The organism is Rubrivivax sp. JA1055 (genome assembly GCF_020966565.1).
GTDB classification, from domain to species: domain Bacteria; phylum Pseudomonadota; class Gammaproteobacteria; order Burkholderiales; family Burkholderiaceae_C; genus Rubrivivax; species Rubrivivax benzoatilyticus.
The window spans coordinates 486,741-501,212 of record NZ_JAJKFP010000007.1 but is presented as its reverse complement, the minus strand read 5'-3'; the positions used below and the strand labels follow the sequence as shown (position 1 = coordinate 501,212).

14 protein-coding genes, 4 tRNA genes and 1 pseudogene are annotated in these 14,472 nt (G+C 71.7%); 7 read left to right on the top strand and 12 right to left on the bottom strand.

Going from position 1 to position 14,472, the window contains the following annotated elements; translation table 11 throughout:
- The first annotated feature begins 18 nt into the window (after positions 1-18).
- Positions 19-114: transfer RNA gene (locus tag LOC65_RS18890), tRNA-Sec, on the top strand.
- Position 115: 1 nt separating this feature from the next.
- Here LOC65_RS18890 and fghA read toward each other — a convergent pair.
- The 4 genes from fghA to LOC65_RS18870 form a co-directional block, all read right to left on the bottom strand.
- Entirely contained in the window at positions 116-961 is an 846-nt protein-coding gene (gene fghA / locus LOC65_RS18885; protein ID WP_230248703.1) for an S-formylglutathione hydrolase, read from the bottom strand.
- A 10-nt stretch (positions 962-971) separates the two neighbouring features.
- Entirely contained in the window at positions 972-2,081 is a 1,110-nt protein-coding gene (locus LOC65_RS18880) for an S-(hydroxymethyl)glutathione dehydrogenase/class III alcohol dehydrogenase (protein ID WP_029718969.1), read from the bottom strand.
- Positions 2,082-2,106: 25 nt separating this feature from the next.
- Complete coding sequence (locus LOC65_RS18875) at positions 2,107-2,391, bottom strand: metal/formaldehyde-sensitive transcriptional repressor (RefSeq protein WP_009856666.1); 285 nt, start codon at positions 2,389-2,391, stop codon at positions 2,107-2,109.
- A 98-nt stretch (positions 2,392-2,489) separates the two neighbouring features.
- Positions 2,490-3,092: an aminotransferase class III-fold pyridoxal phosphate-dependent enzyme gene (locus tag LOC65_RS18870; protein WP_230248702.1), complete on the bottom strand. Its 603-nt coding sequence runs from the start codon at positions 3,090-3,092 to the stop codon at positions 2,490-2,492.
- Positions 3,093-3,224: 132 nt separating this feature from the next.
- Between LOC65_RS18870 and LOC65_RS18865 the strand changes: the two genes are divergently transcribed.
- The 5 genes and pseudogenes from LOC65_RS18865 to LOC65_RS18845 all read left to right on the top strand — a co-directional run bounded on the left by LOC65_RS18865 (position 3,225) and on the right by LOC65_RS18845 (position 7,412).
- Positions 3,225-3,328: transfer RNA gene (locus tag LOC65_RS18865), tRNA-Ser, on the top strand.
- Between the two features lie 58 nt (positions 3,329-3,386).
- A complete protein-coding gene (locus tag LOC65_RS18860; RefSeq protein ID WP_230248701.1) occupies positions 3,387-3,635 on the top strand; it encodes a hypothetical protein in 249 nt (82 codons plus the stop codon).
- A gap of 269 nt (positions 3,636-3,904) precedes the next feature.
- The gene (locus LOC65_RS18855) at positions 3,905-4,756 is read left to right on the top strand and encodes a LysR substrate-binding domain-containing protein (RefSeq protein WP_230248700.1); all 852 of its coding nucleotides are present in this window, start codon (positions 3,905-3,907) and stop codon (positions 4,754-4,756) included.
- A 79-nt stretch (positions 4,757-4,835) separates the two neighbouring features.
- Positions 4,836-5,762 (top strand): malate dehydrogenase, encoded by a 927-nt coding sequence (locus tag LOC65_RS18850; RefSeq protein ID WP_230248699.1) that lies wholly within the window; start codon positions 4,836-4,838, stop codon positions 5,760-5,762.
- Between the two features lie 122 nt (positions 5,763-5,884).
- Positions 5,885-7,412 (top strand): annotated as a pseudogene (locus tag LOC65_RS18845) (diguanylate cyclase domain-containing protein).
- 206 nt (positions 7,413-7,618) lie between these two features.
- On the opposite strand, the gene LOC65_RS18840 reads toward LOC65_RS18845, so the two are convergent.
- The 6 genes from LOC65_RS18840 to tolB form a co-directional block, all read right to left on the bottom strand.
- A tRNA-Lys gene (locus LOC65_RS18840) sits at positions 7,619-7,694 on the bottom strand.
- A 23-nt stretch (positions 7,695-7,717) separates the two neighbouring features.
- Positions 7,718-7,793 (bottom strand) — tRNA-Lys (locus tag LOC65_RS18835).
- A 34-nt stretch (positions 7,794-7,827) separates the two neighbouring features.
- Positions 7,828-8,616 (bottom strand): ThiF family adenylyltransferase, encoded by a 789-nt coding sequence (locus tag LOC65_RS18830; RefSeq protein ID WP_230248697.1) that lies wholly within the window; start codon positions 8,614-8,616, stop codon positions 7,828-7,830.
- A complete protein-coding gene (gene ybgF / locus LOC65_RS18825; RefSeq protein WP_009856660.1) occupies positions 8,613-9,356 on the bottom strand; it encodes a tol-pal system protein YbgF in 744 nt (247 codons plus the stop codon). The genes LOC65_RS18830 and ybgF overlap by 4 nt, the downstream gene beginning before the upstream one ends.
- A 242-nt stretch (positions 9,357-9,598) precedes the next feature.
- Positions 9,599-10,141: a peptidoglycan-associated lipoprotein Pal gene (pal, locus tag LOC65_RS18820; protein WP_230248696.1), complete on the bottom strand. Its 543-nt coding sequence runs from the start codon at positions 10,139-10,141 to the stop codon at positions 9,599-9,601.
- 73 nt (positions 10,142-10,214) lie between these two features.
- Complete coding sequence (gene tolB, locus LOC65_RS18815) at positions 10,215-11,519, bottom strand: Tol-Pal system beta propeller repeat protein TolB (RefSeq protein ID WP_009856658.1); 1,305 nt, start codon at positions 11,517-11,519, stop codon at positions 10,215-10,217.
- A gap of 160 nt (positions 11,520-11,679) precedes the next feature.
- Between tolB and LOC65_RS18810 the strand changes: the two genes are divergently transcribed.
- Positions 11,680-12,264: a peroxidase-related enzyme gene (locus LOC65_RS18810; RefSeq protein WP_230248695.1), complete on the top strand. Its 585-nt coding sequence runs from the start codon at positions 11,680-11,682 to the stop codon at positions 12,262-12,264.
- Here the strand turns inward: LOC65_RS18810 and LOC65_RS18805 are convergent, their stop codons facing one another.
- Positions 12,265-13,992: an ATP-dependent DNA ligase gene (locus tag LOC65_RS18805; RefSeq protein WP_230248694.1), complete on the bottom strand. Its 1,728-nt coding sequence runs from the start codon at positions 13,990-13,992 to the stop codon at positions 12,265-12,267.
- 22 nt (positions 13,993-14,014) lie between these two features.
- Positions 14,015-14,464: a universal stress protein gene (locus tag LOC65_RS18800; protein WP_009856655.1), complete on the bottom strand. Its 450-nt coding sequence runs from the start codon at positions 14,462-14,464 to the stop codon at positions 14,015-14,017.
- Positions 14,465-14,472 lie beyond the last annotated feature (8 nt).

Below are 14,472 nucleotides of genomic sequence, written 5' to 3'. Positions count from 1 at the left end.
CCTCGCCAGGGGCGACATGGAAGGCAAACGCACCCGGTGGTGCGCCCGGGCTTCAAACCCGGTCGGGGGCGTCAGCCGCTCCCGGGTAGGTTCGACTCCTGCTGCCTTCCGCCACTCACGCGGCCAGGGCGCGCGCGTGGTGCTCCAGGTGATCGGCCACGAAGCTGGCGATGAAGTAGTAGCTGTGGTCGTAGCCCGCGTGGCGGCGCAGCGTCAGCGGGTGGCCGGCGGCGGCACAGGCTTCTTCCAGCCACTCGGGCTTCAGCTGCCCGGCCAGGAACTCGTCGGCCTCGCCCTGGTCGACGAGCAGCGGCAGGCGCTCGGCGGCACCGGCGATCAGCGCCGTCGCGTCGTGCGCCGCCCAGTTGCTTTCGTCCTCGCCCAGGTAGGCGGCGAAGGCCTTGCGGCCCCAGGGCACACGCGCCGGCGCGACGATCGGCGAGAAGGCCGAGACACTCGCGTAGCGCCCCGGATGGCGCAGCGCCAGCGTCAGCGCGCCGTGGCCGCCCATCGAGTGGCCGAAGATGCCGCGCCGGCCGCTCGTCGCGACATGGTTCTCCACCAGCGCCGGCAGCTCGTGCACGACGTAGCTCTCCATGCGGTAGTGGCGCGCCCAGGGCTGCTGCGTCGCGTCGAGGTAGAAGCCGGCGCCCTGGCCCAGGTCGTAGGCCGGGTCGTCTGCCACGCCCAGCGTGCCGCCGGGGTCGCGCGGGCTGGTGTCGGGCGCGACGAGGATCAGCCCCAGCCGCGCCGCGTGCGCCTGCGCACCGGCCTTGGTGATGAAGTTCTGCTCGCTGCAGGTCAGCCCCGACAGCCAGTAGACGGCCGGGCAGGCTTCGCCGGCCAGCGCCTGCGGCGGCAGGTACAGGCCGAAGCGCATCTCGCAGCCCAGCGTGACCGAGTCGTGGCGCCAGACCTCCTGGCGGCCGCCGAAGCTGGCGTGGTGTTCGACGCGTTGCATCGCCGCGGCCTCAGTAGTGCACGACGCTGCGGATCGACTCGCCGCGGTGCATCAGCTCGAAGGCCTCGTTGATCTCCGGCAGCGGCATCGTGTGCGTGACGAAGGGCTCCAGGCGGATGCGCCCGGCCATCGCGTCCTCGACCATGCCCGGCAGCTCGCTGCGGCCCTTGACGCCGCCGAAGGCCGTGCCCAGCCAGCGCCGGCCGGTGACGAGCTGGAACGGCCGCGTCGAGATCTCCTGCCCCGCGCCGGCGACGCCGATGACGACCGACTGGCCCCAGCCGCGGTGCGCGCACTCCAGCGCCGCGCGCATCACGTGCACGTTGCCGATGCACTCGAACGAATGGTCGACGCCCCAGCCCGTCATCTCGACGATGACCTGCTGGATCGGCTTGTCGTGGTCCTTCGGGTTGACGCAGTCGGTGGCGCCGAAGGTGCGTGCGAGGTCGAACTTCGACGGGTTGGTGTCGATGGCGATGATGCGGCCGGCGCCGGCGAGCTGGGCGCCGTGCACCACCGCCAGGCCGATGCCGCCGAGGCCGAAGACCGCCACCGTGTCGCCCGGCTGCACCTTGGCGGTGTTCTTCACCGCGCCCAGGCCGGTCGTCACGCCGCAGCCCAGCAGGCAGACCTGCTCGGGGTTGGCTTCGGGGTTCACCTTGGCCAGCGACACCTCGGCGACGACGGTGTACTCGCTGAAGGTCGAGCAGCCCATGTAGTGGTAGATCGGCTGGCCGTTGTAGGAGAAACGCGTCGTGCCGTCGGGCATCAGGCCCTTGCCCTGCGTGGCGCGCACCGCGACGCAGAGGTTGGTCTTGCCGGACTTGCAGAACAGGCATTCGCCGCACTCGGCCGTGTACAGCGGGATCACGTGGTCGCCCGGCTTGACGCTGGTGACGCCTTCGCCGACCTCGACGACGATGCCGGCGCCCTCGTGGCCCAGCACGACCGGGAACACGCCTTCGGGGTCGTCGCCGCTCAGCGTGAAGGCGTCGGTGTGGCAGACGCCGGTGTGGGTGATCTTGACCAGCACCTCGCCCTTCTTCGGCGGGGCGACGTCGATCTCGACGATCTGCAGCGGCTGGCCGGCGGCGAAGGCGACGGCGGCACGGGACTTGATCATGGGTGTCTCCTGGTGGGGCGGTTCAGCGTGTGAAGGAGCGCACGAGCCGCACGAGGCGGTCGACCTCGGCCTGCGGCTCGGCCGTCGGCAGCGCACGTTCGGCGCTGGCGCCGAAGGTCTCGCGCAGATGGCCTTCGAGCACGTCGGCCATCAGCCCGTGCGCGGCACCGCGCAGCGCCGCCAGCTGCTGCAGCAGCTCGCCGCAGTCGGTGCCGGCTTCGACGGCACGTTCCAGCGCCTCGGCCTGGCCCTTGATGCGGCGCAGCCGGGTGACGACACGTTTGCGTTCGGCCGGCGAGTGCGGCATCGGCGGGCTCCTTTGTACTGGGGGGGAGTATAAGCAGCCGCGCGGGGAACGCCAGCGCCCTGCTCGCGGCAGGGTCGCGCCAGGGACAGCGCGGGAACTCAGCCGGCCTTGGCCAGCACCCGCGTGATCGCCTGGCGCAGCAGGTCCAGCCCGAGGTCGATCTCGGTGTCGCTGACGGTCAGCGGCGGCGCGATGCGGAACACGCCGCCCATGCCGGGCAGCTGCACGATGTTCATGCTCAGGCCCAGCGTCATGCACTCGCGCGTGATGGCGGCGCCGAGTTCGGGCGCGGCTTCGCGCGTGGCGCGGTCCTTGACGAGTTCCAGCCCCAGCAACAGGCCGCGGCCGCGCACGTCGCCGATGCACTCGAAGTCACGCTGCAGCGCCTGCAGGCCGGCCTGCAGCCGCGCGCCGGCGGTGCTGGCGCGCTCGACGAGATGGTCGCGCGCGACGATGTCCAGCACCTTGGCACCGACGGCCGCCGGCAGCGGGTCGGAGACGTGCGTCGTGTAGAAGAGGAAACCGCGTTCGTGGCAGGTCTCCTCGATCTCGGCCGTCGTCAGCACCGCGGCCAGCGGCAGGCCGGCGCCCAGCGTCTTGGACAGCGTCATGATGTCCGGCGTCACGCCGTCGCGCTGGCAGGCGAACATCAGCCCGGTGCGGCCGATGCCGGTCTGGGCCTCGTCGAGGATCAGCAGCATGCCGCGTTCGACACACTTGGCCTTCAGCGCCGCAAGGTAGCCCGGCGGCAGATCGAGGATGCCGCCCGAGCTGAGGATGGGCTCGGCGATGAAGGCCGCCAGGCTGCCGCAGGACTGGCGGTCGACGAGGTCGAAGGCGTAGTCGAGTTCGGCCTGCCAGTCGTAGACACCACCACGCTCGAAACGCGGGCGGTACGGGTACGGCGCGGGAATCGCGAACGAACCCACCGCCGTCGGGCCGTAACCGCGGCGCCCGGCGCTGTAGGTGGCCGACGCGGCGCCGCCGGTCATGCCGTGCCAGGACTGGGCGAAACCGACGACCTCGTGGCGGCCGGTGTAGAGCTTGGCCAGGCGCAGCGCGGCTTCGTTCGATTCGGCGCCGGTGGTCAGCAGCAGCGCACGTTCCAGCCCGGCCGGCGCGACGCCGGCGAGCTTGGTCGCCAGTTCGACGACCGGGCGGCTCAGCATGCCGCTGAACAGGTGGTCCAGGCGCTGCGCGTGCTCGGCGACGACCTCGGCGATCTCCGGGTGGCCGTGGCCTAGCAGTGCGCTCATCTGGCCCGAGGTGAAGTCCAGGATCGCGCGGCCGTCGGCGTCGTAGACGAAGCTGCCGTGGGCGCGTTCGATGATCATCGGCTCGAAGCGGCCGCCGTAGCGCACGAGGTGGCGGCGGGCGTTCTGCCAGAACAGCGGGTCGTCGTTGCGGGACATGGGGCGGGCTCCAGGAAGGTCGGACTGCAGCCAGCCTAAACAAGCCCCAGCATCAAGAAAAGCTAATCTTTCTGACGGCAGCCATCAGCCATACTGATGGCTTGAGCCGAGACTTGGACCCCGACCTGCTGCGCTGCTTCGTCGCCGTCGCCGAGACGCGCACGCTGGGCCGCGCCGCCGCGCGCATCGGCCGCACCCAGGCCGCGGCGAGCATGCAGGTCAAGAAGCTGGAGACGCTGATCGGCCAGCCGCTGCTGCACCGCGGTGCACGCGGCGTGACGCTGACGCACCACGGCGAGCGCCTGCTGGGCCATGCCCGCGCGCTGCTGCAGCAGCACGACGCCGCGCTGGCCGAGCTGACCGGCGCCGGCCTCACCGGCACGCTGCGTTTCGGCTGCCCCGACGACTACGCCGCCGCCTTCCTGCCGCGCATCCTGCGCGGCTTCGCCGGCCGCCATCCGCAGGCCGTCGTCGACGTCGTCTGCGCGCCCAGCCCGCGGCTGGAAGAACGCCTGCGCCGGCACGCACTCGACCTCGCGCTGGTCTCCACCGCCGACGGCGCCGAGCCGGTGCTGCGCCGCGAGCCGCTGGTCTGGGTCGGGCTGCGCGACGACGAAGGCGCGGCGCGCGAGCCGCTGCGCCTGGCCTTGTCCGACCCCGACACGCTGGACCACCGCGCCGCCTGCCAACGCCTGGACGCCGCCGGCGTCGCCTACCGCGTGGCCTACGCCAGCGCCGGCATGGCCGGGCTGCTGGCCGTCGTGCGTTCGGGCCAGGCGATCGCGGTGCTGACGCAGTCGGCGGTGCCGCCGGACCTGCGCATCCTGGCGCCCGACATGCGCCTGCCGGCGCTGCCGGCGGTCGGTGTGCGCGTCAGGACCGCCCAGCCGCGGCCGGCGGCGCTGGTGGCCGAGTTCGTGCGCCACCTGCACGAGGTCGTCTCCAGCGCATGAACGGCGTCGCGGCACGGGCAATGCTTGCCCGCATTCCATCGAACCCCGGCGGCCGAGGCCGCCACGACAGGACAACGAGATGAAGGTTTCCGTGATCGGAATGGGTGCCGTCGGCACCGAGATCGTCGGTCTGCTGGTGCACATGAGCGAGGTGACCGAGATCGTCGCCGTCGACAAGCTGCGCGAACGTGCCGAAGCCGAGATCTGGGACTTCTCCCACACGACGCCGTTCACCTACGCGAAGAACCCGCGGCTGGTCGTCGGCGAGTATCCGGAGACAGCCGGCAGCGACATCGTCGTCATCACCGCCGGCGCGCAGTTGCAGAAGGGCCAGACGCGCGACGACCTGGTGCGTGTCAACAGCCAGATCCTGCAGGACATCATCGGCCGCGTGGAGCACCACTCGCCGGGCGCCGTCGTCATCAACGTGACCAACCCGGTCGACGTGATGACCCAGGTGATGCTGCGCGCGTCGGGCTACCCGCGCGAGCGCCTGCTGTCGGCCGGCACGCTGATCGACACCGCGCGTTTCCTGCGCATCCTGGCCGAGCACGTCAAGATCGACCCGAAGAACCTCTACGGCTACATGCTGGGCGACCACGGCGCCACCGGCTTCATCCCGTGGAGCCTGTGCCGCGTCTGCGGCGCCGAGGTCGACACCTTCTGCCGCCTGAACGGCCTGCCGCCGGTGGACCGCGAGGACATCCGCCGGCGCACGCTGGAAGCGGGTTTCCGCATCTTCGAGCGCAAGGGCAACACCAACCACGGCATCGCCGCCAGCGTGTTCCGCATCATCCGCGCGATCGAGTGCAACGAGCAGTCGATCCTGCCGCTGGGCGTGCTGCTGAAGGGCGAGTACGGCGTCGACGACCTGGTGATGAGCGTGCCCTGCGTCGTCGGCCGCGGCGGCGTGCAGCGCATCCTGGCGCACGAGTTCACGGCCGAGGAGGAGGCCCAGTTCCGCGCGTCGGAGCGGCATCTGCGCAGCCTGCTGGCGCTGGCCTAGGGTCTGCGGCCGGGGGCAAGGTCGCGCCAGCGGGCTCCGGCACTCTGCCGGAGTGCGCCCAATTACCGAAACATCGAACACTCCGGCGGGCGCGGACACCCGCCACGGCCGATCGGTGAAGAATGTCGAACGTGGGCGGTCCCGCGAGTGTTTCGCCGCCCGTTCAACCGATGCCGTTTCGACTTCGTGATCTGCGCCTGAGCATCGCCACCTGGATGGTGGTGGTCATGTTGCTGGCCTGGCTGCCGCTGCTGGGCTTTGCCGGCGCTGCCACCTGGCGCCTGATCGAATGGCGTGAAGGCGATGCGTTCTCCGCGCTGGAGCGGCGGGCTTCCGTGACGGCCAGCGCCGTGGCACGGGAGCTGGCGAGCATCCGGTCGGCCGCCAAGGCGGTCGTGCTCAGCCAGGCGGCACTGTCCGGCGACCTCGCGCAGCTGCACGCGCACTGTGCGCGCCTCGTGCAACAGGACACGCGCCTGCTGTCGATCAGCGTGCACAACCTCGCGGGTGAGCAGTTGTTGAACACGCGGGCGGCGTTCGGCACCCCGGCAGCCGATGTCGCGGAGGTCAAGACACTGCACGCGTCGCTCGACGGGAGCGTCGACGGGGCTTCGGCGCTGACCATCGAGCCGGGCTCCGGACGGCTGGCGCTCGTGCTCGAGGTGCCGTTCTCCACGTCAAACGGGCAGCCGCTGTTCCTGCACGTCGTCGTCACCCCGCAACTGCTCAACACGGTGCTTGCCGAGCAGCGCTGGCCGGCCTCGTGGCTGGGCTCCGTCGTCGATCAGCGTGGAACGATCATCGCGCGCTCCCGCGACGCCGAGCGCTACGTCGGCCAGATGGCCAGCGCGACGCTGCGGGAGCGGCTTCGCGGCCAGCCGACAGGCGTCTACGAATCCGTGACGAACGACCAGATCCCGGTCTACACGGCCTCGCACGAGGTACCGGGCACACGGTGGTGGGTCAACGTCGGGCAACCCATCGGCACCCTGAAGTCCGAAGCCCGCGACGCCCTGGTCGGCTTGGCCGTGGTCGGAGCCCTGTGCCTGGGCGGAGGCTTGATCGGAGCACTTTGGCTCGCGCGGGCAGTCGCCGAGGCCTCGCGCCGCGGCGATCCCAGCCGAAACGTCGTGCGCGAGATCGGCCACCTCCAGGCACAGCTGCATGGCGCCCAGCTCGACCCCCTGACGGGCCTGGCCGGTCGTCGGGCCTTTCTCGAGATGGGCCACCAGCTCCTGACCGCGGCCGCGCACGCCCCCGGCAGAAGCCTTGCCCTGCTCTTCCTCGACCTCGACGGTTTCAAGGGCCTGAACGACCGGCTCGGACACGCCGCCGGCGACCGGGCGCTCCAGGATGTCGCCAAGGTGCTGCGCGAACATGCGCGCAGCGACGACCTGACCGCACGACTGGGCGGTGACGAGTTCGTGCTGGCGTTGCAGGCGCCGCGGGACTCGCTGGACAAGGTCAGCCACGAGGTCGGCACGCGCCTCATCCAGGCGGTCAGCGAGCTTCCTCACGAAACTGGGATGCAGCATCGGGCTGGCCATCGCACGCGACGGGGAGGCGCTGGACGCCCTGCTGGAGCGCGCCGATCGTGCGATGTACGAAGCCAAGCGCGCGGGCCGCGGGCGGGTCATCACAGCCACCTGAGCCGGGCGCTGTCGCGCCGCAGACCACGTCTTGCACGCGGCCTTGCGCGCGGGGAGGACACCCGGGCGGACCCACCGAGCCCGGCCCGCCGGGAACTGCCGCGGATGCCCGCCGCGACGGGCCGAGAACATCCGGCGCAAAAACGAAAAAGGACTTGGCGTTTCCGCTAAGTCCTTGTCGCTCAACGCTTATGGCGTCGAAAATGTTGGTGGGCCCTGTAGGATTCGAACCTACGACCAACGGATTAAGAGTCCGCTGCTCTACCAACTGAGCTAAGAGCCCTGATTCGGTATCCGCTGTTCGCTTGGTGGGTCGTGCGTGACTCGAACACGCGACCAACGGATTAAAAGTCCGCTGCTCTACCGACTGAGCTAACGACCCCGTCGTCTGCGGAGCCTCGCATTATAGGCAGTGTTCAGCGGGCTGTGCAAGAACTTTTTGCGTGCACGATGCGATCAACCGCTTGCGCCGCCGCGACGAGGCCGAAGGTGGCCGTCACCGTGACCGCAGAGCCGTAGCCGGCACAGTTCAGGCTGCCGTCGGTCGCGCAGGCGCCGGCCTGCGGCGGGGCCACCGGCTCGCGCGAGAAGACGCAGGTCAGGCGCGCCGCGCCCTGGCGCGGCACGACGCCGTCGCGGCGCAGGCGCTGGCGCAGGCCGGCGAGCAGCGGGTCGTGCGTGGTCTCCGACAGATCGGCGACCTCGACCCGCTGCGGCTCGCGTTTGCCGCCGGCGGCGCCGACGCAGATCACCGGCACGCCGGCGGCGATGCCCCAGGCCGCCAGCGCGGCCTTGGCGCGCGCCTGGTCGCAGGCGTCGATCAGCACGTCGACCGGGCACGGCAGCAGCGCCGGCCAGTGGTCGGGTTCGACGAACTCCTCGACGCGCACGACCTCGCAGCCGGGGTGGATGTCGGCGATGCGCGCGGCCAGCGCGTCGACCTTGGCCATGCCGAGCGTCGCGCCCAGCGCCTGGATCTGGCGGTTGATGTTGGATTCGGCGACCTGGTCCAGGTCGATCAGCACCAGCCGGGCGACACCGCTGCGCGCCAGGGCCTCGACGGCCCAGGAGCCGACGCCGCCGACGCCGACGACGGCCACACGCGCCGCACGCAGCCGCTCGTAGCCGGCATCGCCGTACAGGCGCCGCAGCCCGCCGAAACGCCGCTCCAGGTCGGCGGCGGCATCGTCGAGCACTGCGCTCACTTCAGCGACGCCAGGCGCTCCTTGCCGGCCACGGCCGCCTCGGACTTCGGATAGGTCTTCAGCAGCTCGTCGATGGTGCGGCGGGCGGCGCGTGTGTCCTTGGCCTCGGCCTGGCTGTTGGCCAGCGCCAGCAGCGCTTCGGGTGCACGCGGATGCTGCGGCGCGGCGGCGACGAAGGCGCGGAAGCTGGCGATCGCGCCCTTGTAGTCGCGGCGGCCGTACTGGGCGTTGCCGAGCCAGAAACGCGCCGAGTCGACATAACCGCTGGACGGGTAGCGCGTCAGGAAGCCCGACAGCGCCGTCGAGGCCTTGTCGAAGTCGCCGGTGCGCAGCACGCCCATCGCGTCTTCGTAGGCCGCCCGCTCGTCGGCGGTGACCTCGAACTCCTTGCCGTCGATGCTGACCTTGGTCGGCTCGAGCTTGCGCAGCCGGTCGTCGAGCACCTGGCTGGCGTCCTTCTGGCGGCGCTGCAGTTCGGAGACGTCGCGCACGAGCTGCTCGTCGCTGCCGCGCAGCCGCGCGACCTCGGCACGCATCGCCTCCAGGTCGTTGTTCAGGGTCAGGATGGTGCGGCGCAGCGAATCGATGGTCTCGTTCTGCTGCGCCGCGGTCGCGGCCGTCTGGTCCTCCACCGCGCGCAGGCGCTGGCGGAGGTCCAGGATGGCCTTGCGCGCCTCGTCGTCCTCGAACAGGCCGGCCTGCGCCGGCATGCTGACGACGACCAGCGCGGCCAGGGCCACCGCAGCGGCCCCGGGCAGGCGACGAATCGTTCCCCGCAGGCCCGGCAGACGGCCCGACGGAGCACTGCGGCCCATCAAGCTGCCGCCATGCACCGGCTTCGCCGGGGCATCGGCGGCGCCACCTTGTGGGGCCGAGCCGGGACGTAGAGCGTCCAGTGGACGCTCTGCGCCAAGCGAGGGGCCGGGCGCACAGCCCGGCGCGGCCTGCAAGGCAGCGCCGAAGGCGCTACGGGGGTGGTTCATCACTTGTCCTTCAGCTCGACGCGACGGTTCTTGGACCAGGCGGCTTCGTCATGGCCCGGATCGGCCGGACGCTCCTTGCCGAAGCTGACCGGCTCGACCTGGCCGGCGGCCGCGCCCATCACCTGCAGCGCCTTGACGACGGCTTCGGCACGCTTCTGGCCCAGGGCCAGGTTGTACTCGCGGCCGCCGCGCTCGTCGGTGTGGCCTTCGGCGGTCAGGCGCACGCTCTTGTCCAGCGTCAGGAACTTGGCGTTGGCGTCGATGACGGGCTTGTACTCGTCCTTGACGACGTAGCTGTCGAAGTCGAAGTAGACGGTGCGCGCCTTGGCGGCAGCCGCGGCAGCGGCATCACGGGCCGACAGTTCGACGGTGGCCACCTTGGACTGCGGCGTCGCGTTCGCGTTGGCGTTCGCGTCGGCGGTGGGACGCGTCTCGACCGGGGCCTTGTTCTCGGACAGGTCGGTCGTCGTGCCGCAGGCAGCCAGCAGCACGGCCGCGGCAGACAGCGCGGAGACGAGCGGCAGGCGGTGGAATCGGGTCATGGGAATACTCCTCTTGGGGGAAAAAACGGAAACAGGAAGAACAACGTCGGCGGGGCGCAACCGGCCGACACGGTCAGCGTTCGAACGGCCCCCAGGCAGGTTCGCGCATGTCGGCGCCGCTGCTCACCAGCCGCGTCTTGAACGAACCGTCGAGCGTGGTCGTCATCAGCACGTCGCGGCCTTGCTGACGCGTCGCGTAGACGATCAGCTTGCCGTTGGGCGCGAAACTCGGGCTCTCGTCGTCGCGCGTGTCGGTGAGCGTGCGCACACCGCCGGCGGCGAGGTCGAGCGTCATCAGCTTGAAGGCGTCGCCCTGGCGCGAGATGTAGGCCAGCAGCTTGCCGTCGGGGCTCACCGCCGGGCTGATGTTGTAGCCGCCGGTGAAGGTGACGCGCTGCGGGCCGCCGCCGTCCAGCGGCAGGCGGTAGACCTGCGGGCCGCCGCCGCGGTCGCTGACGAAGAAGATCGAGCGGCCGTCGGGCGCGTACACCGGCTCGGTGTCGATCGCCGAGCTGCTCGTCAGCCGCCGCGGCGTGCCGCCGGCACGCGGCATCGCGTAGAGCTGCGAGATGCCGTCACGGGTCAGCGTCATCGCCAGCTCGCGGCCGTCGGGCGACCAGGCCGGGGCGCTGTTCGAGCCGCGGAAGTCGGCCAGCTTGCGCCGGCTGCCGGTGATCAGGTCCTGCACCCAGACCACCGCCTTCTGCGTCTCGAACGAGACGTAGGCCAGCTCGCGGCCGTCGGGCGACCAGGCCGGCGAGATGATCGGCTCGGGGCTGGCCAGCGCGACTTGCCCGCCTTCGCCGTCGGCGTCGGTGACGTTCAGCGTGTAGCGCTTGCCGGCCTTGACGACGTAGACGATGCGCGTCGCGTTGACGCCGCGCTCGCCGGTCAGGGCCTCGTGGATGGCGTCGGCGATGCGGTGCGCGGTCAGGCGCAGGTCGGCGGCCAGCACCAGCTTGCTCTGCGCCACCAGCTGCTCGCCCTTGACGATGTCCCAGAGCGTGAAGCGGATGTCCAGGCGGCCGTCGGCCATGCGTGTCACCGAGCCGGCGACCACGGCATCGACACCGCGCGCGCGCCAGTCGGCGGCGGCGACGACGCTGCGCTCGTCCAGCGCCACCGGCGAGCCGGCGACGCGGAACATGCCGCTGCGCGCGAGGTCGGCGCCGACGATGCCCGAGACGGGCGTCGGCAGCGCGCCTTCGTCACGGAAGGGGGCGATCGCGATCGGGATCTGGCGCGCGCCGACGCCGGAGACGTCGACGCGGAACTGCGCGGCCGCCGGGAAGGCGGTGCCGGCGGCGGCCAGGGCGGTGAGGAAACGACGGCGCGGCCAGGCAGGGCTGCTGGACCGGTCTTCGAGGACTGTGTTCAAAGCGGGTAACGGCTTCGCGTCGGCAACCGGAAACGCGCCATTGTAGGCAGCCATCGCAGTGGCCCCTGTGAGCGGCGGTACAAGCCGCGGGTCGCCCCGGGTGGCGGCACGCCGCGCCGGCCGCGAGACTGCGGCGTCGCCACCTAAGCCGATGCCGCCGATGAGCCCCGTGTCCCGCTACCCCGTGCCCGAACTGAAGGACCTTCCCGAGGACCTGCGTGCCCGCATCCTCGAGGTGCAGGAGAAGGCCGGTTTCGTGCCCAACGTCTTCCTCGCGCTGGCCCACCGGCCGGCCGAGTGGCGCGCCTTCTTCGCCTATCACGACGCGCTGATGGCCAAGGAGACCGGCAGCCTGACCAAGGGCGAGCGCGAGATGATCGTCGTCGCCACCTCGGCGCGGAACCAGTGCCTGTACTGCGTCGTCGCGCACGGCGCGATCCTGCGCATCTACGAGAAGAAGCCGCTCGTCGCCGACCAGGTGGCGGTCAACCCCCTGAAGGCCGACATCAGCCCGCGTCAGCGCGCGATGCTGGACTTCGCGCTCAAGGTCTGCAGCGCCTCGCACGAGGTCGGCGAGGCCGACTTCGAGGCCCTGGCGGCACACGGCTTCGATGCCGAGGACGCCTGGGACATCGCCGCGATCACCGCCTTCTTCGGCCTGTCCAACCGCATCGCCAACGTCATCGGCATGCGGCCCAACGACGAGTTCTTCGTGATGGGCCGCGTGCCCCGCAGCAAGAGCTGATCAGCGCGCCGGCGGCAGCAGCGCACGCAGCGTCGCCAGCGTGTCGGCCTCGTGCAGCGGCTTGTCGGGGCGCAGCCGCAGCATGCGCGGGAAACGCACCGCGATGCCGCTCTTGTGGCGGCTGCTCTCGGCCAGGCCCTCGAAACCGAGTTCGAAGACCAGCGTCGGCCGCACGCTGCGCACCGGGCCGAACTTCTCCAGCGTGGTCTGCCGGATCACGCGGTCGACGGCGGCGAACTCGGCGTCGCTGAGGCCCGAGTAGGCCTTGGCGAAGGACACCAGGCGCAGCGGCGGCTCGCCGGCCTCGACCTCGACCTCGGCGTCGGGCTCGGCGGCGCTGCGGCGCCCGGCCGCGGCGACCAGCGCCTCGACCGCCGCCTCGGCTTCGGCGGCGTCGCGCGGCGCGCGGTTCCAGACCGCGAAGCTGTAGTCGGTGTAGACGCTCGCGCGCCGGCCATGCCCGGCCTGGGCGTAGACCAGCACGCAGTCGACCGCGTAAGGCTCGATCTTCCACTTCCACCAGATACCGTCGGCCTTGGTGCGGCCGACGCCGTAGGCCGCACCGCGCTGCTTGAGCATCAGCCCTTCGACGCCGCGCTCACGCGCCTGCGCACGCAGCGCGGCGAGGCCCGCCCAGTCGGGCGCCGTCACCTCGGGCGAGACACGCAGCGGCGTCGGCGCCAGCAGCGCCTCGAGCCGCGCCCGACGCTCGTGCTGCGGCACGGCGCGCAGATCCTGGCCGCCGGCTTCGAGCAGGTCGTAGGCGACGAAGACCACCGGCGCGTCGGCCAGCACCTTCTTCGTCAGCGTCTTGCGGCCGATGCGCTGCTGCAGCAGCGCGAACGGCGCCGGGCGCTCGTCGCCGGGGTGCCAGGCGAGGATCTCGCCGTCGAGCACCGTGCCGTCGGGCAAGCCGGTCGCGGCCGCGACGACCTCCGGGAAACGCTCTGTGACCAGTTCCTCGCCACGCGACCAGATCCAGCAGCCGCCGGCGCGGCACACCAGCTGGGCGCGGATGCCGTCGTACTTCCATTCGGCCAGCCAGTCGGCGACCGGCCCCAGCGTCGGCGGCTCGGCCTGCAGCGGGTGGGCGAGGAAAAACGGATACGGGCGGCCGGCGTCGGTGGCGGCGTCTTCACCCGGGGCGACCAGCGCCCGGTAGCGCTCGGCGCTGGGCGTCGCGCGTGCGTCGGTGTAGCCCATCATGCGCTGGGCGATGCGCTGGGCGTCCAGCCCGGAGGCCTGGGCCAGCGCACGCTGCACCAGCAGCCGGCTGACGCCGACGCGAAAGCCGCCGCCGATCAGCTTGACGTGCAGGAAGCGGCCGGTGGCGTCCAGCGCCGCCCAGTGTTCCGCCAGGCGCGCGGCCTGCTCGGCCGGGGCCAGCCCGCGCAGCGGCAGCAGGCGCTGCTCCACCCATTCGGCCAGGCCGCCGTCGGACGCACGTTCGGGCGCCGGCAGCACGTGGGCGATGGTCTCGGCGAGATCGCCGACGGCCTGGTAGCAGGCCTCGAACAGCCAGTCGTCGAGGCCGGCGAGCTGCTGCGCGGTGGCACGCAGCACGGCCGCCGGCACGAGCTGGCGCGGCCGGCCGCCGGCCAGGAAGTAGACCGCCCAGGCGGCATCCTCGGCCGGCGCCTCGGCGAAGTAACGCGCCAGCGCCGCCACCTTGTCGCCGGTGGCGGTGCTGGCGTCGAGCTGCAGGTACAGCGCGGCGAACTGGCGCATCGTGCGGCCGGCGCCGCCCGGCTTACGGCTCCAGGTCCGCCTGGGGCTCGACCGGCACCGGCGGACGCACGACGGTCACCGGCACCGGGCAGCGCTCGAGCAGGGCCATCGCCACCGGGCCGACGCCCTCGCCTTCTTCCTGCGCGCCCATGATCACGGCGTCGCAGCCGTAGGTCTCGACCAGGTCGACGAGCACGTGGCCCGGCTCGCCACCGGCCACCTCGCTCTCCCAGGAGGCGCCGGCAGCCTCGAGCAGCGCCTCGGCCGGCGCCAGCAGGTCGGCACCGGCGGCGCGGCGCACGTCGTCCAGCACCACCGGGTCGTGGGCGGTCATCACCTCGTACAGCGACGGCGGGGTCTGCACGTTGGCGAGCACGTAGCTCGCGTCCAGGCCCTCCTGGCGCAGGCGCAGCGCGTGCTGCACGGCGAACAGGGCGGACGGGGTGCCATCGACGGGCAACAGGATCTTCATCACCGGGA